Origin of the sequence: Variovorax humicola (assembly GCF_037889915.1) — a bacterium.
GTDB lineage: Bacteria > Pseudomonadota > Gammaproteobacteria > Burkholderiales > Burkholderiaceae_C > Variovorax > Variovorax humicola.
The window spans coordinates 61,736-84,178 of record NZ_JBBKZV010000024.1 but is presented as its reverse complement, the minus strand read 5'-3'; the positions used below and the strand labels follow the sequence as shown (position 1 = coordinate 84,178).

General features: G+C 65.7%; 23 protein-coding genes. 17 read left to right on the top strand and 6 right to left on the bottom strand.

What is annotated here, in order from left to right:
- Nucleotides 1–129: 129 nt before the first annotated feature.
- From WKW80_RS27225 to fliR, 7 genes are read left to right on the top strand one after another with little or no spacing between them, the layout of a single operon-like run.
- Nucleotides 130–753: a flagellar basal body-associated FliL family protein gene (locus WKW80_RS27225; protein ID WP_340366703.1), complete on the top strand. Its 624-nt coding sequence runs from the start codon at nt 130–132 to the stop codon at nt 751–753.
- Between the two features lie 19 nt (nt 754–772).
- The gene (gene fliM, locus WKW80_RS27220) at nt 773–1,756 is read left to right on the top strand and encodes a flagellar motor switch protein FliM (RefSeq protein WP_340366702.1); all 984 of its coding nucleotides are present in this window, start codon (nt 773–775) and stop codon (nt 1,754–1,756) included.
- A complete protein-coding gene (gene fliN, locus WKW80_RS27215; protein ID WP_340366701.1) occupies nt 1,746–2,117 on the top strand; it encodes a flagellar motor switch protein FliN in 372 nt (123 codons plus the stop codon). The genes fliM and fliN overlap by 11 nt, the downstream gene beginning before the upstream one ends.
- The gene (locus WKW80_RS27210; RefSeq protein WP_340366700.1) at nt 2,117–2,401 is read left to right on the top strand and encodes a FliO/MopB family protein; all 285 of its coding nucleotides are present in this window, start codon (nt 2,117–2,119) and stop codon (nt 2,399–2,401) included. Before fliN ends, WKW80_RS27210 begins: the two co-directional genes overlap by 1 nt.
- Nucleotides 2,394–3,149, top strand: a complete 756-nt coding sequence (gene fliP, locus WKW80_RS27205) for a flagellar type III secretion system pore protein FliP (protein WP_340366699.1) — start codon at nt 2,394–2,396, stop codon at nt 3,147–3,149. The genes WKW80_RS27210 and fliP overlap by 8 nt, the downstream gene beginning before the upstream one ends.
- Before the next feature lie 18 nt (nt 3,150–3,167).
- The gene (gene fliQ, locus WKW80_RS27200) at nt 3,168–3,437 is read left to right on the top strand and encodes a flagellar biosynthesis protein FliQ (RefSeq protein WP_340366698.1); all 270 of its coding nucleotides are present in this window, start codon (nt 3,168–3,170) and stop codon (nt 3,435–3,437) included.
- A 9-nt stretch (nt 3,438–3,446) separates the two neighbouring features.
- Complete coding sequence (gene fliR / locus WKW80_RS27195; RefSeq protein WP_340366697.1) at nt 3,447–4,214, top strand: flagellar biosynthetic protein FliR; 768 nt, start codon at nt 3,447–3,449, stop codon at nt 4,212–4,214.
- A 15-nt stretch (nt 4,215–4,229) separates the two neighbouring features.
- Here the strand turns inward: fliR and WKW80_RS27190 are convergent, their stop codons facing one another.
- The 3 genes from WKW80_RS27190 to WKW80_RS27180 all read right to left on the bottom strand — a co-directional run bounded on the left by WKW80_RS27190 (nt 4,230) and on the right by WKW80_RS27180 (nt 6,927).
- Nucleotides 4,230–4,859, bottom strand: coding sequence for a response regulator (locus WKW80_RS27190; RefSeq protein ID WP_340366696.1), 630 nt, complete (start codon nt 4,857–4,859; stop codon nt 4,230–4,232).
- Nucleotides 4,856–5,974, bottom strand: a complete 1,119-nt coding sequence (locus tag WKW80_RS27185) for a hybrid sensor histidine kinase/response regulator (protein ID WP_340366695.1) — start codon at nt 5,972–5,974, stop codon at nt 4,856–4,858. Before WKW80_RS27185 ends, WKW80_RS27190 begins: the two co-directional genes overlap by 4 nt.
- A 368-nt stretch (nt 5,975–6,342) precedes the next feature.
- Nucleotides 6,343–6,927, bottom strand: a complete 585-nt coding sequence (locus tag WKW80_RS27180; protein ID WP_422822973.1) for a fasciclin domain-containing protein — start codon at nt 6,925–6,927, stop codon at nt 6,343–6,345.
- A 318-nt stretch (nt 6,928–7,245) separates the two neighbouring features.
- Between WKW80_RS27180 and WKW80_RS27175 the strand changes: the two genes are divergently transcribed.
- Both WKW80_RS27175 and WKW80_RS27170 read left to right on the top strand, forming a co-directional pair.
- On the top strand, nt 7,246–9,552 hold the full coding sequence (locus WKW80_RS27175) for a TonB-dependent receptor (RefSeq protein WP_340366694.1): 2,307 nt from the start codon (nt 7,246–7,248) through the stop codon (nt 9,550–9,552).
- Between the two features lie 39 nt (nt 9,553–9,591).
- Nucleotides 9,592–10,278: a Fe2+-dependent dioxygenase gene (locus tag WKW80_RS27170; protein ID WP_340366693.1), complete on the top strand. Its 687-nt coding sequence runs from the start codon at nt 9,592–9,594 to the stop codon at nt 10,276–10,278.
- 116 nt (nt 10,279–10,394) lie between these two features.
- Here WKW80_RS27170 and WKW80_RS27165 read toward each other — a convergent pair whose 3' ends face one another.
- Together WKW80_RS27165 and WKW80_RS27160 are read right to left on the bottom strand one after the other, a co-directional pair.
- Nucleotides 10,395–12,569 (bottom strand): malate synthase G, encoded by a 2,175-nt coding sequence (locus WKW80_RS27165; RefSeq protein ID WP_340366691.1) that lies wholly within the window; start codon nt 12,567–12,569, stop codon nt 10,395–10,397.
- 131 nt (nt 12,570–12,700) lie between these two features.
- Complete coding sequence (locus tag WKW80_RS27160; RefSeq protein ID WP_340366690.1) at nt 12,701–13,438, bottom strand: IclR family transcriptional regulator; 738 nt, start codon at nt 13,436–13,438, stop codon at nt 12,701–12,703.
- A 96-nt stretch (nt 13,439–13,534) separates the two neighbouring features.
- Between WKW80_RS27160 and WKW80_RS27155 the strand changes: the two genes are divergently transcribed.
- From WKW80_RS27155 to WKW80_RS27130, 6 genes are all read left to right on the top strand, one after another.
- On the top strand, nt 13,535–14,470 hold the full coding sequence (locus tag WKW80_RS27155; RefSeq protein ID WP_340366688.1) for a hydroxymethylglutaryl-CoA lyase: 936 nt from the start codon (nt 13,535–13,537) through the stop codon (nt 14,468–14,470).
- Complete coding sequence (locus WKW80_RS27150; protein WP_340366687.1) at nt 14,463–15,656, top strand: CaiB/BaiF CoA transferase family protein; 1,194 nt, start codon at nt 14,463–14,465, stop codon at nt 15,654–15,656. The genes WKW80_RS27155 and WKW80_RS27150 overlap by 8 nt, the downstream gene beginning before the upstream one ends.
- Before the next feature lie 73 nt (nt 15,657–15,729).
- The gene (locus WKW80_RS27145; RefSeq protein ID WP_340366686.1) at nt 15,730–16,665 is read left to right on the top strand and encodes a LysR family transcriptional regulator; all 936 of its coding nucleotides are present in this window, start codon (nt 15,730–15,732) and stop codon (nt 16,663–16,665) included.
- Between the two features lie 32 nt (nt 16,666–16,697).
- Complete coding sequence (locus WKW80_RS27140) at nt 16,698–17,150, top strand: DUF2214 family protein (RefSeq protein WP_340366685.1); 453 nt, start codon at nt 16,698–16,700, stop codon at nt 17,148–17,150.
- 6 nt (nt 17,151–17,156) lie between these two features.
- Nucleotides 17,157–19,190 (top strand): spermidine synthase, encoded by a 2,034-nt coding sequence (locus WKW80_RS27135; RefSeq protein WP_340366684.1) that lies wholly within the window; start codon nt 17,157–17,159, stop codon nt 19,188–19,190.
- Nucleotides 19,191–19,329: 139 nt separating this feature from the next.
- Nucleotides 19,330–19,530, top strand: coding sequence for a hypothetical protein (locus WKW80_RS27130; RefSeq protein ID WP_340366683.1), 201 nt, complete (start codon nt 19,330–19,332; stop codon nt 19,528–19,530).
- A gap of 55 nt (nt 19,531–19,585) precedes the next feature.
- Here WKW80_RS27130 and WKW80_RS27125 read toward each other — a convergent pair whose 3' ends face one another.
- Nucleotides 19,586–19,903 carry a hypothetical protein gene (locus WKW80_RS27125; protein ID WP_340366682.1) on the bottom strand — a complete coding sequence of 106 codons (318 nt, stop codon included), beginning with the start codon at nt 19,901–19,903 and terminating at the stop codon, nt 19,586–19,588.
- A 133-nt stretch (nt 19,904–20,036) separates the two neighbouring features.
- On the opposite strand from WKW80_RS27125, the gene argS reads away from it, so the two are divergent.
- Both argS and WKW80_RS27115 read left to right on the top strand, forming a co-directional pair.
- Complete coding sequence (gene argS, locus WKW80_RS27120; RefSeq protein WP_340366681.1) at nt 20,037–21,710, top strand: arginine--tRNA ligase; 1,674 nt, start codon at nt 20,037–20,039, stop codon at nt 21,708–21,710.
- A 5-nt stretch (nt 21,711–21,715) separates the two neighbouring features.
- Entirely contained in the window at nt 21,716–22,432 is a 717-nt protein-coding gene (locus WKW80_RS27115; protein ID WP_340366680.1) for an SPOR domain-containing protein, read from the top strand.
- The last annotated feature ends 11 nt before the right edge of the window (nt 22,433–22,443 follow it).

The following is a 22,443-nucleotide window of genomic DNA, read 5'->3' as shown; positions in this document are numbered from 1 at the left end:
GCTAAAGCGCCCCTTTCCCCCCGTTTATCGGCGCTTGGTGCGAGGCCGGCCCATCGAATAATCGATTCACGCAGACACCCTTTGCAGGCGCAGAGGGCCGTCATCCCGTCGCCGAACCGAAAGAAGCCCGTGCCCGCTCCTGCCGCCACCGCCGCCGCTGCCGCTGCCGCCGCCCCGGTCCCTCCAGCGCCCAAGGGCAGGTCGCGGCTGCTTGCCATCGTCGTGGCCATCGTCATGCTGGCCGGCAGCGCTGGCGCCGCATGGTTCTACATGAGCAAGCGCCACGCCGCATCGGCCGAAGAAGAACCCGCCGCGCACGCGCCGCAGGCGCGCCACGCGCCCACCTACCTCCCGCTCGAAAGCATGGTCGTCAACCTGGCCGATCCCGGTGGCGAGCGCTTTGCGCAGATCGGCGTCACGCTCGACATCGAGAACGAGAAAGCCGTCGACCAGATCAAGGCGTTCATGCCCGCCATCCGCAGCAACGTGCTGATGCTGGTGTCGCAGCGCACGTCGGAAGAACTGCTCAAGCGCGATGGCAAGGAGAAGCTGGCTGCCGACATCGTTGCCGAGGTGTCGCGTGCGCTCGGCTATGAAGTCGACACGCCCGAGCCCAGGGCATCGGCGAAGAAGGCCAAGGCCGAATCCGCCGATGACGACGAAGAGCCCGCACCCAAGCGCAAGAGCAAGAAGGGCAAGGCCGCGCCGAGCCCGGTGAACGGCGTGCTGTTCTCGAGCTTCATCGTCCAGTAACCCACCGCGCGTTGCTGCCATGGACCCAACCAGCGTCGACCCGTCACCTGCCGCATCGCCAGCCGACGAAGCGGTCGTCGAGCGCATGGCCGACGCCGTCGTGCGCGAGTACGACCTGGCCGCGCAGGAGCGCTTGCTGCGTCGGCCGATGCCGACGCTCGACATCGTCAACGAGCGCATGCAGCGTCACTTGCGCACCAGCATCTTCCAGTTCGCGCGGCGCAGCCCCGAGGTCGCGATCGGGCCGGTCACGGTGCAGCGCTTCTCGGAATTCCTGGCCGTGTTGCCGGCACCGGTGCATTTCAGCGTGGTCGCGATGCGTCCGTTGCGTGGCAGCGGCCTCGTCGTCTGCGAAGCGCCGCTGATCTCCGCTCTGGTCGACGCGCTCTATGGCGGTGCGGGCACGCTGCAGGCTTGCATCGAAGGCCGCGACTTCTCGCCGGCCGAGCAGCGCGTGATCCAGCGCCTGCTCGGTCTCGTCTGCACCGACTACGCCAGGTCGTGGAAGGGCATCTATCCGCTCGAACTCGAGTTCCAGCGCTCTGAAACGCACCCGCGCTTCGTCAATGTCGCGGCACCATCCGACCTGGTGATCGTGACCACGATGCAGATCGTCATCGGCAGCATGCAGGGGGCCGTGCGCATCTGCAAGCCGTATGCGGTGCTCGACCCCGTGCGCGACGTGCTCTACGGCGCGCAGCAGGCCGACGCCATTGCCGAAGACCGCCGATGGGTCACGCAACTCACGCGCGAGATCCAGTCGGCGGAGGTCACGCTCACGGCCGAACTCGCGCGGCCCGAACTCACCGTGGGCCAGTTGCTCGCGATGAAGCCCGGCGACTTCATTCCGCTGGACCGCGCATCGCGCCTCGTCGCGGCTGTCGACGGCACGCCTGTCTTCGCCTGCCACTACGGCACCCACAACTCGCACTACGCCCTGCGCATCGACGAATGCGTGCGCAGCGACAGCACGCACTGGATCGGAGGCTCCCATGTCCATTGAAAACCCCACGCAATCCGCAGGTGCCGGCTGGGCCGAAGCGCTCGAATCGACGCGGTCCGACGGTGCCAACGGCGGCGCGGCCAACGCGGCGCCGGTCAACGACATCCAGCGCGTGCTCGACATCCCGGTGCAGCTTTCGGTGGAACTGGGCCGCAAGAAGGTGCCGATCAAGCACGTGCTGCAGCTCGCGCAAGGCTCCATCGTCGAACTCGATGCGCTGGCAGGCGATCCGATGGACGTGCTGGTCAACGGCTACCTCGTCGCGCAGGGCGAGGTGGTGGTGGTCAACAACAAGTTCGGCATCCGGCTGACCGACGTGGTGACGCCTTCCGAGCGCTTGCGCCGCGTGCATCGGGCGTGATGACGCAGAGCCTTCTCACCGTCTCGCTGTTCGTGGCCTTGCTTTGCGCCATGCCTTTTGCGCTGCGCAAGCTGCAGCAACGCAGGCTGGGCGCGGGCGGGCTCGCCGGCATCGAGGCATCGAAGTTGTTGTCGACCGTCGCCGTCGGCCCGCAGCAGCGCGTGGTCACGGTCGAGGTGGGCCCGCAGGGCGCGCGCACCTGGCTCGTGCTGGGGGTCACAAGCCAGTCGATCAATTGCCTGCATGTGCTGCCCGCGACGACCGAAGGCACCGTCGATGCATAAAGGCCGCGCTGCCTCGCTAACCTCCCTCGCGTTGCTCGCGGCAGTGCCCGCGCTGGCTGCCGCCGAACCGGCGGTCGGGCAGTTGCCGCTCGTCATCGGCACGGGCGCCGGCGGCAACAGCTACTCGGTGCCGGTCCAGACACTGCTGTTCTTCACGGCGTTGTCGTTCCTGCCGGCGATCCTCCTCATGATGACCGGCTTCACGCGCATCGTGATCGTGCTGTCGCTGCTGCGCCAGGCGCTCGGCACGCAATCCGCGCCGCCGAACCAGGTCGTCATCGGCCTGTCGCTGTTCCTCACCTTCTTCGTGATGGGCCCGACCATCGACCGCGTCTACAACGAGGCTTACCTGCCTTACACCAGCAACACGATGAAGTTCGAGGAAGCGCTGGCAAAGGCCGAGGCACCGATGCGCCAGTTCATGCTGAAGCAGACACGCCAGTCCGATTTCGCCTTGTTCGCGCGCCTCGCCAGACTGCCCGCCGACGCCACGGCGCAGACCGCATCGATGCGCGTGCTGATCCCCGCGTTTGCCACCAGCGAGCTCAAGTCCGCCTTCCAGATCGGCTTCATGATCTTCATTCCGTTCCTCGTCATCGACATCGTGGTGTCCAGCGTGCTGATGTCGCTCGGCATGATGATGCTGTCGCCGGTGCTGGTGGCGCTGCCGTTCAAGCTCATGCTGTTCGTGCTGGCCGACGGATGGAACCTGCTGATCGGCTCGCTCGCCGCGAGCTTCGTGCAATAGCCTCGAACGCAAGACGACATGAACGCACAAACCGCATTGACCATCGGCCAGGAAGCGCTGGTGCTGTTGCTCACCGTATCGCTGCCCGTGCTGCTCGCGGTGCTCGTCGTTGGCCTGCTGGTGAGCATCTTCCAGGCCATCACGCAGATTCATGAAGCGACGCTCGCCTTCGTGCCCAAGCTCATCGCGGCGGTCGCCGTGTTTGCCATCGCGGGCCCTTGGATGCTCAACACCCTGGTCGACTACATCCGCCGCACGATCGAATCGATTCCGCAGATGGTGCTCTGAAGAAGGGCCATGCCGACCTTCAGTGAAGCCCAATTGATGGCGTGGGTCACGCCGGTGCTGTGGCCGTTCCTGCGCGTGCTGGGCCTGTTCACCACTTCGCCGATTTTCTCGACCCGCGCCATACCGGTCCGCGCGCGCATCTGCCTGGCCTTCCTCATCGCGCTGTGCGCGCAGGCCTCGCTGCAAGACCAGCCGATGATCCCGCTCGACAGCCCCGCGATGCCCGGCACCCTGGTGCAGCAAGTCGGCATCGGCATGGCCATCGGATTCATGGTGCGGCTGGTGTTCGCCGCCATCGAACTGGCCGGTGAACTCGTCGGGCTGCAGATGGGCCTGAACTTTGCGTCGTTCTTCAACCCGATGAACAACGCGCAGACGAGCGCCGTGTCGACCTTTCTCGGCAACATCGCGATGCTGCTATTCATCGCGATCAACGGCCATTTGACGGTCGTCATGGCGGTGATGAAGAGCTTCGACGCGTTCCCCGTCGGCGGCAGCATCATGGAGATGCTGGTGCGCATGCGCGTTCACGAATTGGGAGCGGCGCTGTTTTCCAGCGCACTGTGGATCGCGCTGCCGATGATTGCGCTGCTGCTGTTCACCAACCTTGTGCTCGGCGTGATCTCGCGCGTTGCGCCGCAGATGAACATCTATGCGATCGGCTTTCCGGTCACGCTGGTCGCGGGGCTGGCGGGTATCACGCTGACGCTGCCGATGATGGAGCAGCCGCTGGTGATGTTGATGGAGCAGATGATGAGCCGAGCCATGGGTGGGTGACCCGGCAGGGCATCGCTAGATCAGGTTGTTGCGAATCGCGTAGACCGTCAGCGCCGCGTTGGTCGGCAGTCCCAGCTTTTCCATCACGCGCGTGCGGTACACGCTGACCGTTTTCGGGCTCAGCATGAGTTCTTCGGCAATGTCCGACAGCCGCTGCCCGGAGGCAATCTTCATCAGCGTCTGCAACTCGCGTTCCGACAGCGCAGCGTGGGGCGTTTCCAGCGCGGGACGCGCCACAGAGTCCGCCAGCATCTGCGCCACTTCCGCCGTCACGTACTTGCGCCCTTGTGCAACTGTCCGAGTGGCCGCGATCAGCTCGTCCGGGTCGCCAGCCTTGCTCACATAACCCTTGGCGCCTGCACGCAGGCAACGAATCGCGTACTGGTCCACCGGAAACATCGACACCACCAGCACCTTCACCGGGGAGTCGCTTTCCGTGAGCCCGGTCAGCACCTCGAGGCCACCGCGTCCGGGCATGCTCAGGTCGAGCAGCAGCACATCGCAGGGCGTGGTGCGCAGCAACTCGCGCAACTCGGCGTAGCCGCCCGCTTCACCGGTCACCTTGATATCGACTGCTTCGGAGAGGGTGTCGCGAATCCCGCGACGAACCACGGCGTGGTCGTCGCACAGCACCACATGAATCATGTCTGGAGTCTTTCGGTCTTCATCCGGCCCTCCACGGGTGCGAGGGGCACCGACAGGATGATCGAAGTGCCCACGCCGCCGTCGTTGCTGATGTCCAGCCAGCCATCGACGGTGCGTGCGCGTTCTCCCAGGCCCTTGAGGCCGAAGGTCTTCGGCTTTTCAAGTTCGGCGCGCGTCAGGCCACGGCCGTTGTCGGTGATCTCCAGCGTCAGCACGTTCTCGCCGTCCGAGAGGTCGATGCGCACCTCGCTGCACGCCGCATGCTTGGCGATGTTGGTCAACGCCTCCTGTGCGGTGCGGTAGGCCACCAGTTGCACATCCTCGGGCGCGTGGATGACTTCATGCGTCGTGGTAAAGGCCGTCTTGACCCCGGTGCGCCGTTCGAACGAACCCGCCAGCCAGTCGACCGCGGCCACGATGCCCTGGTCGAGAACAGGCGGGCGCAGGTCCTGCACGATACGCTGGCTCGCGCCGATGGCATGTTTCAGCATCTCGGTTGCTGCATTCACATGGTCGAGCACGCCAGGCTCGGTCGCATGCCGGCCGATCCAGGCCAGGTCGAACTTGAGCGCCGCGAGCGAGCCGCCGATGTCGTCATGCACCTCGCGCGCAATCGACTGGCGCTCCGCTTCGATGCATTTCTGGAGGTACTCGTTGAGTTCCGACGAGCGCTGCACGGAACCAACCAATTCGGCTTGCGAGTCTTCCTTGGCAGTGCGGATGCGGTTCACGTCCAGCGCGCGCACGATCACGCGGGCCAGTTCTGGCAGCGCGCTTTTGCGCACGAAGTCGCTCGCGCCGCGCCGCACCGCGTCGACGGCCTCCGCTTCGCTCGCCGAGCGTGAGAGCACGATGAACGCAGGCTGCGTACCGGGCGCGCCAAGCAGCACCTCCCACGCGTCCATCGCGTTGAAGCCGTTGCAGTGAAAGGCGGACACGACCACGTCGCACGGTTCATCGACCAGGCGTTGCCTGAAGTGAGCCAGCGTGTCGATGCGCTCGATGGCAAGGCTCGGAAGATCGAGCCCGAGCACGTCGCACATGCGCTGATGGTCTGTCTCCGACGGCTCCAGATGAAGGATGCGCAGCCGCCACGCGAATTGGGGAAAGAACATGTGCAACCGATGATAGCCAGCCCCCGTGCACACGCACCATCAAACCACCCATGACCACACGTGACGCCGACAAGCCACCTTTTGTTACTGCGTTCGTTGCGCAATCATGCTTGCGTGATCTCGAGCAACTGTGATCGCTCATTGCAGTTTTTGCTGTCGACCTAGTCAATTTGTCTTATGTCTCGACCCTTGGAGGGAGAGAAGTAGCCGCAGGCGTTGGCTTTGCGGGGGTGGGGTTCTTTCGCGCACCGACATGCACGATCGTAACCATCGGCATCAAAGCCGTGGTGCGGCACGCGATTGATTCCGGCCGTCGCGCCGACGCCACGCGCAGCGCGGCGTCGAGCCCGGTATCGAGTCGGCCTGGATCAGCCCGGCAGCAGCACCTTGTTGACGACGTGAATCACACCGTTCGACTGGTACACGTTGGCAATGGTCACCATCGCGCTGGTGCCCTTGGCGTCGGTCATCATCACGTTGCTGCCGCTCATCGTCGCGGTCAGCGTGCCGCCGCTGGCGGTCTTCAGCGTGGCCTTGCCGCCGCCCGAGGCGATCGCGCTCACCAATGCAGGGCCGTCCATCCTGCCGGGCACCACGTGATAGGTCAGCACCTTGGTCAGTGTCGGCTTGTTCTCCGGCTTGAGCAGGGTGTCCACCGTGCCAGGCGGCAACGTCGCAAAGGCCTCGTTGGTAGGCGCGAACACCGTGAACGGACCGGCACTCTTGAGCGTGTCGACCAGGCCGGCCGCCTTGACGGCAGCCACCAGAGTGGTGTGGTCCTTCGAGTTGACAGCGTTGTCGACGATGTCCTTCGTCGGGTACATCGCCGCGCCGCCGACCATCGGATTCGCCATGGTGGTGCTGCCCGACATGCCGCTGCTGCCGCTGCCCATGCCGCCAGCGCATGCGCTGAGCAGGACCGAAACGCCGACGGCAATCATGAGTTTTTTCATTTGGAAGCTCCTGGAAGGTTGGGTGGAACAGGCATCTGTGGAAACCGCCAACAGTTCGGAGGCGCGTAGCGCTTGCTTCCAATACGGGGCGCAGCGCGGATTGGATTCATCGAATTGCGCCGCTCGCGTCCGGCGCAACTCGTTGGGCTTTTCAATTCCCCATCGAAATGTGTCTTGTTGGCAACACTCTAAAAAACAATGCAAATAAGAGTGATTCGCAGCTACGATTTGCGCCTGAGCGGAGCGACGCCTCTGCAGCGTCCCCAGCGCCTCGCGGCCGCGCCGCTCTCGCTTTCAGCTTCCCGAGGAATTACAAAGATGAACCCCACCCATCGACCGACTGGCGGAATGACGCCAGTCGCCGTGGCCCTGGCCGCCCTGTTCGCCTGTTCCGGCGCGGTCGCACAGCAAGCAGCCCAACCGGGCCAAGCAGCCCAGCCGAGCGGACCGGCCACGCCAGCGGCCGCAGCGCCCGGCACGACCCAGCCGCAAACGCTGCGTGAAATCGAGGTGAGGACGAGCGAGGACAAGACCAGCTTCAGCCCCGGCACGCTCTCCGTCGGCAGGGCGGGCGGCGACCCGCACGACATTCCCCAATCGATCACCGTGATCAACCAGGCACTGATGCAATCGCAGGGCTCCACCTCGCTGGCGAGCGCGCTTCGCAATGTGCCGGGCCTCACCATCGGCGGCGCTGAAGGCGGCCAGATCGGCACCAACATCAACCTCAACGGCTTCTCGGCACGCACCGACATCTACCTCGATGGCGCCCGCGACCGTGCCCAGTACTACCGCGACGTGTTCGCGCTCGACGCGGTCGAAGTGCTGATGGGCCCGTCTTCGATGCTGTTCGGCCGCGGATCCACCGGCGGCGTCATCAACCAGGTCTCCAAGCGGCCATCGCTCACCGCGGCCGCCGAGGCGTCGGTCTCCGCCAGCACCACCGGCCTGGTGCGCTCGACCGTCGACGTGAACCAGCCGCTGTCGGACACCTCCGCGTTCCGCATCTCTGCGATGGCGCAGGAAGGCGATGCCACGACGCGTGACCAGACCAAACTGAAGGATGCGGGCATGGCGCCCGTCATCAAGTTCGGCATCAACACGCCCACGCAAGTGACGCTGTCGGCGCTGTTGCAGCACAACCACGACATGGCCGACTACGGCGTGCCGCCACTCAATGGCAGGCCGGCCAAGGTCGACCGGAACAACGCCTACGGATTCGGCGACGACCGCACGGTCTCGGACATCACCGCACTCGGCGCGACGATCGATCACAAGTTCACCGCCGACACGCATCTGCGCAACCAGACCCAGTACAACGACGTGACCACCGATGCGCGCGAGACCGCGCCACAGAACATCGGCCGGATCGTCAACGGCGCGTACGTCGCCGGCACCACCGGCACCACCGCCGTGCCCCTGCCATTGATCAGCACGCTGCCGATCGAGCAGCTCTGGGTGCGCCAGCAAAGCCACGATCGCATCATCAACGACAGGTCATTGTTCAACCTGACCGAACTCAGCACCAAGTTTGACACCGGCTCGATCAAGCACACGCTGCTGATCGGCCTCGAGCTGGGCCACGACACCTATCGCAACCAGGCCTACTACCGCAACGGAACCTGCGGCAGGTTCGCCCTCAATCCGGTCGGTGGCACCAGCGGCTATGCGTCCTGCACGCCGCTGGCCGAGCCGATCGAGATCAACAACCCTCCCAATGCCTTGAGCCTGCCCGGCAACCTGGCAACGGCGACCGGCGACACCGTGGCCGCCTACATCAACGACACGATCGAGCTGACCCCGCAGTGGAAGCTGGTCGCCGGTGTGCGGCAGGACCACTTCAAGGCCGAGGTCGCGAACACGGTCACTTCCGCCACCACGCTGGGCTATGAAAAACAGACAGTGGACTTCACCAGCGTGCGCGCCGGTGCGCTCTGGCAGCCGACCCCGGCCCAGTCGTACTACGTGTCGTACAGCACCTCGTTCAATCCGTCGCTCGAGCAACTGGTCGCCACCACCGGCGGCACGCAACCGCTGCCGCCGCAAGAAAACAAGTCGTATGAGCTTGGCGGCAAGTGGGACCTGAACAACGGCAACGTGTCGCTCAGCGCCGCCGCTTTCCAGATCACGCAGACCAACGCGCGCTCGCAGAACAACGACGGCACCTACACCGCCACCGGCACCGTGCGCGTCAACGGCGCGCGTGCCGGCGTGGTCGGCCGCGTCACCGACCAGTTGCAGGTGTTCGGCGCCTACACGTATCTCGACGGGACCATCGTCGACGGCATTGCGCCCGGCACGCAGGGCAAGACCCCGGCCAACACGCCGAAGAACGCCGCCAGTCTGTGGGCCACCTATGCCATCACGCCGCAATGGGAAGTGGGCGCCGGTGCGACCGCCAGCGCCAAGCGCTACGCCAACAACACCGACCTGGTCCAGGTGCCTGGTTACACGCGCTTCGATGCGATGGTGGCGTACCACCAGCCAAAGTACGACGTGCGCCTGAACGTCTTCAACCTGACGAACAAGTACTATTACGACGCGCTGATTCCGTCTGACGGCGGCCGTGCGGTGCCGGGTTCCGGCGTCTCCGCTACGCTGTCGCTCAACTACCGCTTCTACTGATCCGATCCGTGAACGGCTGCTGCCGTCGTCCTTGACACCATGCTGGTCTGCATCCCGAAAGTCCTCGACGCCGACGCCGTCGCGCAGATCCGCTCCCGGCTCGATGCGGCCGGCGACGCCTGGGTCGATGGCCGCGTCACGGCCGGCCACCAGGGCGCGCCCGTCAAGTTCAACCAGCAGATCGACGAACGTGCCGAGATGGCGCGACCCTGCCAGGAGATCATCGCCGCCGCGCTCGAACGCAACCCCACGTTCATCAGCGCCGCGCTGCCGAACTTCCTCTACCCGCCGATGTTCAACCGCTACAGCGAGGGCATGACCTTTGGCCTGCACGTGGACGGCGGCGTACGCATCCATCCGTACAACGGGCGCAAGGTGCGCACCGATCTGTCGGCCACGCTGTTCTTGTCGGACCCGGGGAGCTACGACGGTGGCGAACTGCAGATGGAAGACACGCACGGCATGCAGACCGTGAAGCTGGCTGCCGGGGACATGGTTCTGTACCCGGCCACCAGCGTGCACCGTGTGACGCCGATCACGCGCGGCGTGCGGGTCGCCTGCTTCTTCTGGGTTCAGAGCCTGGTGCGCGATGCGGGGGATCGGGCATTGCTGTTCGACCTGGACAACGCAATCCAGCGGCTGAACCAGAGCGGCGCGGATGAAGCGGCGCGGCGCACGCTGACCGGGACGTATCACAACCTGTTGCGCAAGTGGAGTGATACGTGATGGGCGGTTCGGCCGTTCAACAAGGCCCCATCAATCGGTTGTCGTCCACCCGTTGGTGATACGCAAGCCGCGCACGCCGGCAAAGTCCTTGAGGTTTCGGGTGACCAACTTTCAATTCAACTCGCGCCCTTCACCTTCAACCGCCACGCATGCAGCAGCGGCTCGGTGTAGCCGCTCGGCTGCTCGATGCCCTTGAACACCAGATCCTGTGCGGCCATGTAAGCCGCCGAGGTCTTGAAGTTCCCGGCCATGTTCCTGTAGAGCGGATCGCCCGCGTTCTGCCCGTCGACCACCGCGGCCATGCGCTCGAAGGTCGCATTGACCTGCTCCTTCGTCACGATGCGGTGCAGCAGCCAATTGGCGATGTGCTGGCTGCTGATGCGAAGCGTGGCGCGGTCTTCCATCAACCCGACGTTGTGGATGTCCGGCACCTTGGAGCAGCCCACGCCCTGGTCGATCCAGCGCACCACGTAGCCGAGGATGCCCTGCACGTTGTTGTCCAGTTCCTGTTGCTTCTCGGCCTCGGTCCAGTTGGTGGTCGGCGATACGGGCACTCGCAGCAAGTCGTTCAGGATCGCATCGCGCTCGGCGTCGGCATCGATCTTTTCCAGTTCCTTCTGCACGTCGGCCACGCTGACCTGGTGGTAGTGCAGCGCATGCAGCGTGGCGGCCGTGGGCGAGGGCACCCAGGCGGTGTTGGCGCCGGCCTTCGGGTGGCCGATCTTGGCCTTGAGCATGTCGGCCATCAGGTCGGGCATGGCCCACATGCCCTTGCCGATCTGCGCCTTGCCGCGCAGGCCGCAACTCAGGCCGACCAGCACGTTGCTCTTTTCATAGGCCGTGATCCACGGCGTGGTCTTCATGTCGCCCTTGCGCAGCATCGCGCCCGCGTACATGCCGGTGTGCATCTCGTCGCCGGTGCGGTCGAGGAAGCCGGTGTTGATGAAGGCGACGCGCGCCGATGCGGCGGCGATGCAGGCCTTGAGGTTGACGCTGGTGCGGCGCTCCTCGTCCATGATGCCGAGCTTGACGGTGTTGGCGGGCAGGCCGAGCAGTTGCTCGACACGTCCGAACAGTTCGTTGGCGAAGGCGACTTCGGCCGGGCCGTGCATCTTCGGCTTGACGATGTAGATGCTGCCGGTGCGCGAGTTGCCCTTGCGCTTCAGGTCGATCGTGGCGATGGTCGTCGTGATGACGGCGTCCATGATGCCTTCCGGGATTTCCTTGCCGCCGGCGTACAGGATCGCCGGGTTGGTCATCAGGTGGCCCACGTTGCGAACGAACATCAGCGAGCGGCCATGCAGCTTGAGCGGCTTGCCGTCGGCGCCGGTGTACTCGCGGTCGGCGTTCAGGCCGCGCGTGAAAGTCTTGCCGCCCTTGGCCACTTCTTCAGTGAGCGTGCCGAGCTGGATGCCGAGCCAGTTGCCGTAGGCGACGACCTTGTCGGCCGCGTCGACCACGGCCACCGAATCTTCCAGGTCGAGGATGGTCGAGAGCGCGGCTTCCATGACCACGTCACTCACGCCGGCGGGGTCCGTCTTGCCGATGGGCGTGCCGCGGTCGATCTGGATGTCGAGGTGGATGCCGTTGTGCTTGAGGAGCACCGAAGACGGCGCCGACGCTTCGCCCTTGTAGCCGGTGAACTGCGACGGATCGGCGAGGGCCGTGCCGCTGCTGTGAAGCGCGACGTAGAGCTGGCCATCCTTCACGCTGTAGCCGGTCGCGTCCTTGTGCGAGCCGTTGGCCAGCGGCGCGGCCTGGTCGAGCACGTTACGGGCGAACGCGATGACCTTGGCGCCGCGCACCGGGTTGTAGCCCTTGCCCTTGTCCGCGCCATCGGTCTCGGGAATGGCGTCGGTGCCGTAGAGCGCGTCGTAGAGCGAGCCCCAGCGCGCGTTGGCGGCGTTCAGCGCATAACGCGCGTTGAGGATCGGCACCACCAACTGCGGGCCGGCCTGCAGCGCGAGTTCGGCGTCGACGTTCGACGTCGTCGTCTTCACATCCGACGGCGACGGCACCAGGTAGCCGATCTTTTCCAGGAACGCGCGGTACGCCGGCATGTCCTTGATCTGGCCCGGGTTGGCCTTGTGCCATGTGTCCATCTCGGCCTGAATGCGATCGCGTTCGGCCAGCAGTGCGATGTTCTTCGGCGACAGGTCGCTCACGATCGCGTCGAAACCCTTCCAGAAGGCCGCGCTGTCCACGCCGGTGGCGGGCAGCACCTTCTGTTCGATGAATTGATGGAGTTCGGTCGCGACCTGAAGGCCGTGGACGGTGGTGCGTTCGGTCATATGCGGAAACCTCGGGGGGATATAAGAAATGGAGGGCGCGGAGCCTGGCCCGCTACTGTATTGGATACCGGCGCAAAGATTAATCGCCGAAGAATCCCGTTATTCGTGACCTAAACGCATGTAATCGGTGGTCACACGCGGCCATTGAGCTGTCTTGCGGCTGCCAGCACCGGCGCGATGAAGGCCGGGTCGTAGCGGTGCGCAGGCATCGTGAGCGTGACGGCCGCAGCCAGCACGCCCTGTGCATCGTGCACCGGCGCGGAGATGCCCGCAACATCCGCGAGGCGGTCGCCTGCGCTGCTGTAGTAGCCGTCCTTGCGGATCTGCGCGTAGAGCGCCTTGTCCTTGCCGATGGGCGAGGGTGCTTCGGGATCGAAGGCGGTCAACACCCGGCCGCCCGTGCCTTGTGCCAGCGGCAGCACGTCGCCGGCCTTGATGTGGTCGCGGATCGGATGGGGCGAATCGACGCGATAGAGGCAGACGCGCACTGCCTCCGCGCCATGGCCTTGCTTGACGTGGTACGCCGCGCTTTCGCCGGTGGCCGCGACAAGCTCGCGCAGCACGGGCGGCACGATCTGATCGAGCGAGAAGGCTGCCGCGTACAGGCCATGCAGACGGGCGATCTCGGCACCGAGCGCGTAACGGCCGTCGTCGACCCGGCGGATCAGCGCGGCATGTTCCAGCGAGGCCAGCAGTCGCAGTACCGTGCTTTTGTAAAGCTGCGTGCGCGCCGCGAAATCGCCAAGCGACAGGGCGTCATCGCCCGGCTGGAATGCAGCCAGCAGGCTCAAGGCGCGATCGACCGCGGCCGCGCCGCCTGGCGCGGCATTGAGGTCGGATACGGATTCGGTCTGGGCTTTGCGCGGCATGGCTTTTCATTGACAGATTGGCGATTCGCCAATCTAATTCTGTTTGACGGAATATAGTTCTATCTATCAGAACAATCAAGCATGGAGACAATTTTCATGACATCCCCCGACGTGCTGATCAGCGAGGTCGGTCCGCGCGATGGACTGCAGTCGGTCAAGGCCACGATGGCGACTGCCGACAAGCTGCGCTGGATCGACGCGCTCCATGCAGCCGGCGTGCGCGAAATCGAGGTTGCCTCCTTCGTGCCTGCCAGGCTGCTGCCGCAAATGGCCGATGCGGCCGACGTGGTGCGCCACGCGATCACCTTGCCCGGCCTCACCGTGATGGCGCTGGTCCCGAACCGGCGCGGCGCCGAGGCCGCGCTCGCCGCCGGTGTCCACAAGCTCACGATGCCGGTGTCCGCCAGTGCCGCGCATTCGCTGGCCAACGTGCGCAAGACGCGCGAGGAGATGGTCGAGGAAGTGCGCGCCATCTCAGACCTGCGCCGCGACATCGCACCGCACGTCAAGCTCGAAGCCGGCATCTCCACCGCGTTCGGCTGCACGCTGCAAGGCGACGTACCCGAGGACGAGGTCATCCGGCTCGCGGCGCAGTGTGTCGCCGCGGGCGCCGATGAAGCCGGCCTCTCCGACACAGTCGGCTATGCCAACCCGGCGCAGGTTCGCCGCCTCTTCAAGCGGCTTCGCACCGAAATCGGCGTGCACGCCGGCGCGGCCCACATGCACAACACGCGCGGCCTCGGCCTGGCCAACTGCCTCGCCGCCTACGAAGAGGGCGTGCGCACGTTCGATTCATCGCTCGGCGGCCTCGGCGGTTGTCCCTATGCGCCGGGCGCCTCTGGCAATGTGGTCACCGAAGACCTCGTCTTCATGTTCGAAGCCATGGGCGTGCGCACCGGCATCGACCTCGAAAAACTCATGGCCGCACGCCTGCCGCTGATGGCCGGCCTGCCGGGCGAACCGGTCTACGGAATGACCCCCGAAGCCGGCCTGCCCAAAGGCTTCGCCCAACCCGGAGCAATGCATGTCTGAAGCGCAAAAGCCATTGCCCTATGCCGGCATCCGCATCATCGAATTCACCCACATGGTCATGGGACCGACCTGTGGCGTCTTGCTGGCCGACCTCGGCGCCGAGGTCATCAAGGTCGAGCCGGTGGAAGGCGACAACACGCGCCGCCTGCTCGGCTCCGGGGCCGGCTTCTTCCCGACCTTCAACCGCAACAAGAAGAGCATCGCGCTCGACCTGAAACGTCCCGAGGGCATCGAGGCCGCCCTGCGCCTTGTCGCCACCGCCGACATCGTCAGCGAGAACTTCAAGCCCGGCACGATGAAGAAGCTGGGCCTCGACTACGACAGCCTCAGGAAGCTCAACCCGCGCCTCATCTACGTGAGCCACAAGGGCTTCCTGCCCGGCCCGTACGACCATCGAACCGCGCTCGACGAAGTGGTGCAGATGATGGGCGGCCTTGCCTACATGACCGGCCGCGCCGGCGACCCGCTGCGCGCCGGCACCAGCGTCAACGACATCATGGGCGGCATGTTCGGTGCCATCGGCGCGATGGCCGCACTGCGCCAGCGCGATCAAACCGGCGAGGGCTGCGAAGTTCAATCCGCACTCTTCGAGAACAACATCTTCCTGGTCGCACAGCACATGATGCAGTTCGCCGCCACCGGCAAGGCGGCCGACCCGATGCCCAGCCGAATCTCGGCGTGGGCCGTCTACGACGTCTTCACCGTGAAGGATGGCGAACAGATCTTCCTCGCCGCAGTCAGCGACAAGCAGTGGGCCATCTTCTGCAAGGCCTTCGGCCTCGAGGACATGCTGGCTGATCCGCGCCTGAAGACCAACAACGACCGCGTCGTTGCGCGCGAGTGGATGATGCCGATCCTGCGCTCGCACCTGGCCGACCGCAGCGCCGCCGAACTCAGCGCGGTGTTCGAAAAGAACGAGTTGCCCTTCGCGCCGATCACCAGGCCGCAAGACCTGTTCGACGACCCGCACCTCAACGCCACCGGCGGCCTCGCGCCGATCCGCATGAACGACGGCAGCATGTCCAAGGTGCCATTGATGCCGTTCACGATCGGCGGCGAACGCCCGGGCATCCGCCTGCAGCCACCGCTGCTCGGCGAGCACACGAACGCGTTGCTCAAGGAAATCGGCTATAGCGACGTCGACATTGCCGCACTCGAGTCGCTGCATATCACGGCCGGAGAGTGACCTGAATCGGGTTGTCGTACAGTTTCCGTGAACGAGATTCACACGCGATCCGACGACCCGACCCTCAGACGCCATGGACCGCCTCAAGCAACTCGAATCCTTCGTCTCGGTCGCCACCCGCGGCAGCCTGACAGCCGCGGCCAAGGCGGAGAACGTGGCGCCGGCGATCATGGGGCGGCGCATCGACGCACTGGAGGAGCGCCTCGGCGTGCGGTTGCTGGTGCGCACGACGCGCCGCATCACGCTCACGCACGAAGGCAGCGCGTTCCTGGAAGACTGCCAGCGCCTGCTGGTCGAATTTGCCAATGCAGAAGCCAGCGTGAGCGCCGGCGGCGTCAAGGCCAGCGGGCACTTGCGCATCACGGCGCCGGCCGGCTTCGGCCGCCGCCACGTCGCGCCGCTGGTGCCGCGGTTTCATGCGATGCATCCGGACGTGCGCGTCTCGCTGAACCTGAGCGACCGCGTGATCGACGTGGCCGGCGAAGGCTATGACTGCGCCGTGCGCGTGGGCGACTTGCCCGACTCGTCGCTCGTCAGCGTGCGGCTTGCGGACAACCGGCGCCGCTGTGTTGCCACGCCGGAGTTCGTTCGCCGCTACGGCGCGCCGCGGCACCCCGCGGACCTCGTGCGTTTCGCCTGCCTCACCTTGTCGAGCGATGCCTCGCAAACCCGCGGCTGGGCCTTCCGCCTGCCGCCCGAGCCGGACTCGGAAGGTGGCGACGAGGTCATACACATGCGCCCCAGCGGACCGCTCGATTGCACCGACGGCCAGGTGCTGCACGACTGGTGCCTGGCGGGCCATGGCATCGCGTGGCGCAGCAATTGGGAAGTCGAGGCCGAGATCGACGCGGGCCTGCTGGTGCCCTTGCTCGACGAATTCGCGGCCCCGCCAAATGGCGTATTCGCAGTGTTCCCGCAGCGCAAGCATCTGCCGCTGCGCGTGCGGCTGTGGCTCGATTTCCTCAAGCAACAGTACGGCATGCCCGAGTACTGGGGCGGACGGGCGTAGTCATTTCGCCCCGAGGATCGCACAATGGTGCGATGACGCTCGAAGCCATCCTCGCCTACGTGCATTTGCTCGCCATCCTGACGATGGTGGTGTTCATTTCGAGCGAGGCCGCGCTGTGTCGGGTGCAGTGGCTCAATGCCGCCGTGGTCGAGCGGCTTGCGCGCGTCGACATGGTCTACGGCATCGCGGCGGGTGCCGTGTTGCTCTCCGGTATTGCGCGCACATGGTGGGGCGTCAAGGGCACGGTCTGGTACTGGACCAACCCGCTGCTCCATCTGAAGCTCGGGCTGTTCGCGATCGTCGGCATCGTCTCGGTCTTTCCGACGATGCGATATCTGCGCTGGCGCAAGACCTTGCGCGCCACCGGCGCAATGCCCTCCGAATCCGAGATCGTGAAGACGCGCAAGCTCGTGATGATCCAGGCGCACCTGATCGCGCTGATTCCGCTGGTGGCGGTGTTCTTTGCGCGCGGCTTCGGCAAGTAGGCGCCGATGAAACCGGTCTATGTCAAGCTGCTGTTCGCCGGCACGATCTTCACCAGCGCGTTCCTGCTGTTCCTGGTCCAGCCGCTGATCGCCAAGCAGATCCTGCCGTGGTTTGGCGGCTCGGCGGCCGTGTGGTCGATCTGCATGGTGTTCTTCCAGGTGGTGCTGCTCGCGGGCTACGCATATTCGGATGCGGTCACGCGGCGGCTCGGCGTCAAGGCCCAGGCGCGGCTGCATGTGGCGCTGCTGCTGCTGAGCCTGGCCTTCCTGCCGATAGTGACGAGCGCGCGCTGGAAGCCCGCGGGCTCGGAAGACCCGACGCTGTGGATCCTCGGCCTGCTGCTGGGCACCATCGGTCTGCCGTACTTCCTGCTCTCGACCACCGGGCCGCTGGTGCAGTCGTGGCTGTCGCGCACGCCTTGGGGGGCGCAGGTGTACCGCTACTTCTCGCTTTCCAACCTCGCGTCGCTGGCCTCGCTGCTGAGCTACCCGGTGCTGATCGAGCCGCACAGTTCGCTGCTGCGGCAAGCACAGGGATGGTCATGGGCCTACGGCGCCTTCGTGCTGTTGTGCGTCGGCCTCACGCTGTATGCGGCGCGGCAGGGAGCGGCGTCGGCGGCAACCGTCGAGACACAAGCCTCACCGGCACCCGCGAAGCCTCCCCGCCCCGCCGACTACCTGCTCTGGCTCGGCCTGCCCGCGCTCGGCTCCTGGTTGCTGCTGGCCGTGACCAACCACATTACCCAGAACGTCGCGGCGATTCCGTTCCTGTGGGTGTTGCCGCTGTCGGTCTACCTGCTGACTTTCGTCCTGTGCTTCGAAAGCGACCGCTGGTACCGCCGCGGTTTCTTCCTGCCGGCCACTGCCGCGATGCTGGTGCTCTGCGCCTTCGGGCTGCAGGACAGCCTGGGCTCCGACCTGCGGACCGCGCTGCCGATCTACGTGGCCGGATTGTTCGTGCTGTGCATGTTCTTCCATGGCGAGATGGCGCGCATGCGCCCGGCGCCGGCATATCTCACGCGCTTCTACCTGATGCTGTCGCTCGGCGGTGCCATCGGCGGCATCGCGGTGGGACTCATCGCCCCGCATGTCCTGCCGGCCTACTATGAACTCGGCGTCGGCCTGGTGCTCAGCGCGCTGGCAGGCGCCGCGGTGCTGCGCGGCCGGCGTTTCGGGCTGGCCGGCGGTGTCGCCGTGGCCGCTTGCTGCGCCTGGTTTCTTGCGCTGCAGGTGCACGGCGACACGACGGGCGCACGCGAAATGACGCGCAACTTCTATGGCTCGCTGATCACGATCGACACGCACCGCGACAACCCCGCCGACAACGTGCGCAAGATGTTCCATGGCTCGGTCAAGCATGGCGAGCAATTCCTGGCGCCCGCGAAGCGGCGCGAGCCGACCACCTACTACGGCGCGACCTCGGGCGTCGGCCTCGCGATTGCCTCGGCACCGCCGGGCCCGCGCCGCGTCGGCCTGATCGGTCTCGGCGCCGGCACGCTCGCGGTCTACGGCCGGACCGGCGACGTGTACCGCGTCTACGAGATCAACCCGCAGGTCTTCGAACTGGCCGACACCGAGTTCACCTTCCTGAACGACACCCCGGCGAAGATCGAGCGCGTGCTCGGCGACGCACGCCTGGCGCTGGAGCGCGAAGATCCGCAGCACTTCGACGTGCTCGCCGTCGATGCCTTCTCGGGCGACTCGGTGCCGATCCACCTGATCACCGCCGAGGCGATGGAGGTCTACCTGCACCACATGCAGCCCGACGGCGTCGTCGCCTTTCACGTGACCAACCGCTTCCTCGCGCTCGCGCCCGTGGTCGAGGAGATCGCAAAGGCGCAGGGCCTGCATGCGGTGCTGGTCCACGACGAGGCCGAGCACAACGATGCGTTGCGCCGCACCGATTGGGTGCTCGTCTCGCGCAACCCCGCCAGCCTCGCTCGCGAGTCGATCCGCAGTGCCAGCGTGCCCGTGACACCCATCGAGGGCCTGCAGGCCTGGACCGACGACTTCAACAACCTGTTCGGCGTGCTGAAGTAGCGCTATAACGCGGATTGGCGCGGCTCTTGCTGTTGACCGATCCCGCCACGGGCAGGGTCATCAGTTGAAACGCACTCGAGGAGATCAGAAATGATTGCATTCGTTCGTACGGCCAGCGGGTGATGCCGTGACATCCGCCATGACAAGCCACGAAGCGCGATCCTCCGACGGAGCGTCCGTCGATGAGCCTTGCGTTCCGCTCGGTGAATGCGAAGGGGTCGTTGCATTGCCGGAAAGCCAGGTCGACCACTGCTACAACGGTTACGCGCTCGGCGCCAGGCTTGGATTGGCAATCGCATTGGCGCTGATTCTTGTTGTTGTCTACCTGGTGGCCGCGTAAATGAAAAAGGCCCGCAGGGCGGGCCTTTGCTTTCAAACTTCAGCGCAGCGCGGCATCAGCCCTTGGCTGCATCCGCTTCGCACTTCTTCATGAAGCTGTTCTTGGCGGCGCCAGCCAGCGCCTTGCCGTTCTTGTCGACAGCCTTCGACGCGCAAGTGGGCGCCGCGGCGGCCTTGCTGTCCTTCTCGCACTTCTTGATGAAACTGTTCTTGGCGGCGCCGTTGAGCTTCTTGTCGGCGGCCTGCATATCGCAGCTTGCGCCAGCGGCCGCGGCGGCAGGCGCGGCGGCCTTGTCCTGCGCCTGTGCGGTACCGAAAGAGAGGCAAGCGCCCAAGGCGAGCGTGGTGGCAGCCAGGGAAAGGAACTTCTTCATGATTGGATATGTCCTTGCAAGGTTGGGTTGTGGCACGTGCCCCGCCCTGGGGCCGAACCATCCTAACGGGCGACGACACCCAGCGGATGACCGCCGCGAACGCCTGCCGAAATCGCCCCGGTAAAATTTCGAAATGCTATTGGTCAAAGAAGAGCTGCTTGCGGCACTCGCGAGCACGCTCGAATCCCTCCTGCCCGGCGCTGGCGCCAAGGCCGCCTTCGAATCACCCAAGGTGGCAGCGCATGGCGATTTCGCCAGCACCGCGGCGATGCAACTCGCCAAGCCCCTGAAGCTCAAGCCACGCGATCTGGCCGAGCGACTGAGCGCGACCCTGCTGGCCACGCCGGCATTCGCGCAATGGGTCGACGCGGTCGAAATCGCCGGCCCCGGCTTCCTCAACATCCGCCTCAAGACCACTGCCAAGCAGCAAGTCGTGCGCGAAGTGCTGCAAGCCCGCGCCGCGTTCGGCCAGCAGCCCGCCAACGACGAGCGCGTGCTGGTCGAGTTCGTATCGGCCAACCCGACCGGCCCGCTGCACGTCGGCCACGGCCGACAGGCCGCGCTTGGCGACGCCATCTGCAACCTGCTGGCCACGCAAGGCGACAAGGTCTGGCGCGAGTTCTACTACAACGACGCCGGCGTGCAGATCCAGACGCTGGCCAACAGCACGCAGTTGCGGGCCAAAGGCCTCAAGCCCGGCGACGCGGGCTGGCCCGAGCAGGCCTACAACGGCGACTACATCGCCGACATCGCCACCGACTTCCAGGCGAAGAAGACCGTCAAGTCCGACGACCGCGAATACACCGCCAGCGGCGACATCGACGACCTCGACTCCATGCGGGAATTCGCCGTGGCCTACCTTCGTCACGAACAAGACCTCGACCTGAAGGCCTTCCGCGTCCACTTCGACCATTACTACCTGGAGTCCAGCCTCTACACCAGCGGCAAGGTCGCGGCCGCCGTGCAGAAACTCGTCGACGCCGGCAAGACCTACGAGCAGGACGGCGCCCTGTGGCTCAAGTCGACCGACTACGGCGACGACAAGGACCGCGTCATGCGCAAGGGCGACGGCACCTACACCTACTTCGTGCCCGACGTCGCTTACCACATCGACAAGTGGGAGCGCGGCTTCCACAAGGTCGTGAACATCCAGGGCACCGACCACCACGGCACCATCGCGCGCGTGCGCGCCGGCCTGCAGGCGGCCGGCGAGGGCATTCCGCAGGGCTACCCCGACTACGTGCTGCACACCATGGTGCGTGTGGTGCGCGGCGGCGAGGAGGTCAAGATCAGCAAGCGCGCCGGCAGCTACGTCACGCTGCGCGACCTGGTCGAATGGACCAGCACCGACGCGGTGCGTTTCTTTCTGCTGAGCCGCAAGCCCGACACCGAATACACCTTCGACATCGACCTGGCGCTTTCACAGAACAACGACAACCCGGTGTACTACGTGCAGTACGCCCACGCGCGCATCCGCAAGATGCTGCGCGACTGGGGCGGCGACGTGGCCACGCTGGCGGGCGTCGACCTTTCGCCGCTGCAGGTGCCGCAGGCGCAGACGCTGATGCTTCAGCTCGCAAAGTACCCCGAGATGCTGACCGCCGCGGCCCGCGATTTCGCGCCGCACGATGTCACTTTTTACCTCCGTGAACTGGCCGCCAACCTGCACAGCTACTACGATGCCGAGCGCGTGCTTGTCGATGACGAAACGCTGAAAAACGCCCGCCTTGCGCTGGTCGCCGCATGCGCGCAGGTGCTGCACAATGGGCTGGCGGTGCTCGGCGTCAGCGCGCCGGAGAGAATGTGACATCCATGAAAAAACGACAAAGCGGCAACATCGTCATTGGCCTCATCATCGGCCTCGTGCTCGGGCTGGGCGTCGCATTGGGCATCGCGGTCTACGTGACCAAGGTGCCGATCCCGTTCATGACCAAGACGCAACGCGGCGGCGCCGAGCAGGACGAAGCCGAGGCCCGCAAGAACCGTGACTGGGACCCGAACGCGCCGCTGGCCGGCAAGGCCGGCGCCAAGCCGCCCGCGGCGCCAAGCCCGGTCGCCGTGGCGCCCGCGACGGTTCCGGTGCCCGCCACGGTGGGGCCGCTGAATCCGCCGAGCAGCCCTCCGGTGCCGGTCGTGGTCGCGCCAACCACCAAGCCCGCTACCAAGGCGCCAGTACCGGCCGAGGCCAATGCCCTTCCTTCCTCCAGCGACCCGATCGGCGATCTGGCCCGCTCGCGGACCGGCGGCGGCAACGCCCAGGTGGCTGCCGCGGCGCCTTCTTCCGGTGCAGACCCCTTCATGTACTTCGTGCAGGCCGGTGCCTACCGCACGACCGAAGACGCCGAGGCGCAACGCGCCAAGCTGTCGCTGATGGGCGTGGAGACCAAGGTCACCGAACGCGAGCAGGCCGGGCGCACCGTCTACCGCGTGCGCGCCGGCCCGTACAGCAAGAAAGACGACGCCGACCGGCTGAAAGAGCGGCTCGACAGCGGCGGTCTGGATACCGCCCTGGTCCGCGTGCAGAAATAACGTATTCCCTG

Coding starts and splice junctions, on each gene's coding strand:
- fliM (WP_340366702.1), top strand. CDS start 773: ATGGACCCAACCAGCGTCGACCCGTCACCTGCCGCATCGCCAGCCGAC.
- fliN (WP_340366701.1), top strand. CDS start 1,746: ATGTCCATTGAAAACCCCACGCAATCCGCAGGTGCCGGCTGGGCCGAA.
- WKW80_RS27210 (WP_340366700.1), top strand. CDS start 2,117: ATGACGCAGAGCCTTCTCACCGTCTCGCTGTTCGTGGCCTTGCTTTGC.
- fliP (WP_340366699.1), top strand. CDS start 2,394: ATGCATAAAGGCCGCGCTGCCTCGCTAACCTCCCTCGCGTTGCTCGCG.
- fliQ (WP_340366698.1), top strand. CDS start 3,168: ATGAACGCACAAACCGCATTGACCATCGGCCAGGAAGCGCTGGTGCTG.
- fliR (WP_340366697.1), top strand. CDS start 3,447: ATGCCGACCTTCAGTGAAGCCCAATTGATGGCGTGGGTCACGCCGGTG.
- WKW80_RS27190 (WP_340366696.1), bottom strand. CDS start 4,859: ATGATTCATGTGGTGCTGTGCGACGACCACGCCGTGGTTCGTCGCGGG.
- WKW80_RS27185 (WP_340366695.1), bottom strand. CDS start 5,974: ATGTTCTTTCCCCAATTCGCGTGGCGGCTGCGCATCCTTCATCTGGAG.
- WKW80_RS27180 (WP_422822973.1), bottom strand. CDS start 6,927: ATGAAAAAACTCATGATTGCCGTCGGCGTTTCGGTCCTGCTCAGCGCA.
- WKW80_RS27175 (WP_340366694.1), top strand. CDS start 7,246: ATGAACCCCACCCATCGACCGACTGGCGGAATGACGCCAGTCGCCGTG.
- WKW80_RS27170 (WP_340366693.1), top strand. CDS start 9,592: ATGCTGGTCTGCATCCCGAAAGTCCTCGACGCCGACGCCGTCGCGCAG.
- WKW80_RS27165 (WP_340366691.1), bottom strand. CDS start 12,569: ATGACCGAACGCACCACCGTCCACGGCCTTCAGGTCGCGACCGAACTC.
- WKW80_RS27160 (WP_340366690.1), bottom strand. CDS start 13,438: ATGCCGCGCAAAGCCCAGACCGAATCCGTATCCGACCTCAATGCCGCG.
- WKW80_RS27155 (WP_340366688.1), top strand. CDS start 13,535: ATGACATCCCCCGACGTGCTGATCAGCGAGGTCGGTCCGCGCGATGGA.
- WKW80_RS27150 (WP_340366687.1), top strand. CDS start 14,463: ATGTCTGAAGCGCAAAAGCCATTGCCCTATGCCGGCATCCGCATCATC.
- WKW80_RS27145 (WP_340366686.1), top strand. CDS start 15,730: ATGGACCGCCTCAAGCAACTCGAATCCTTCGTCTCGGTCGCCACCCGC.
- WKW80_RS27140 (WP_340366685.1), top strand. CDS start 16,698: ATGACGCTCGAAGCCATCCTCGCCTACGTGCATTTGCTCGCCATCCTG.
- WKW80_RS27135 (WP_340366684.1), top strand. CDS start 17,157: ATGAAACCGGTCTATGTCAAGCTGCTGTTCGCCGGCACGATCTTCACC.
- WKW80_RS27130 (WP_340366683.1), top strand. CDS start 19,330: ATGACAAGCCACGAAGCGCGATCCTCCGACGGAGCGTCCGTCGATGAG.
- WKW80_RS27125 (WP_340366682.1), bottom strand. CDS start 19,903: ATGAAGAAGTTCCTTTCCCTGGCTGCCACCACGCTCGCCTTGGGCGCT.
- argS (WP_340366681.1), top strand. CDS start 20,037: ATGCTATTGGTCAAAGAAGAGCTGCTTGCGGCACTCGCGAGCACGCTC.
- WKW80_RS27115 (WP_340366680.1), top strand. CDS start 21,716: ATGAAAAAACGACAAAGCGGCAACATCGTCATTGGCCTCATCATCGGC.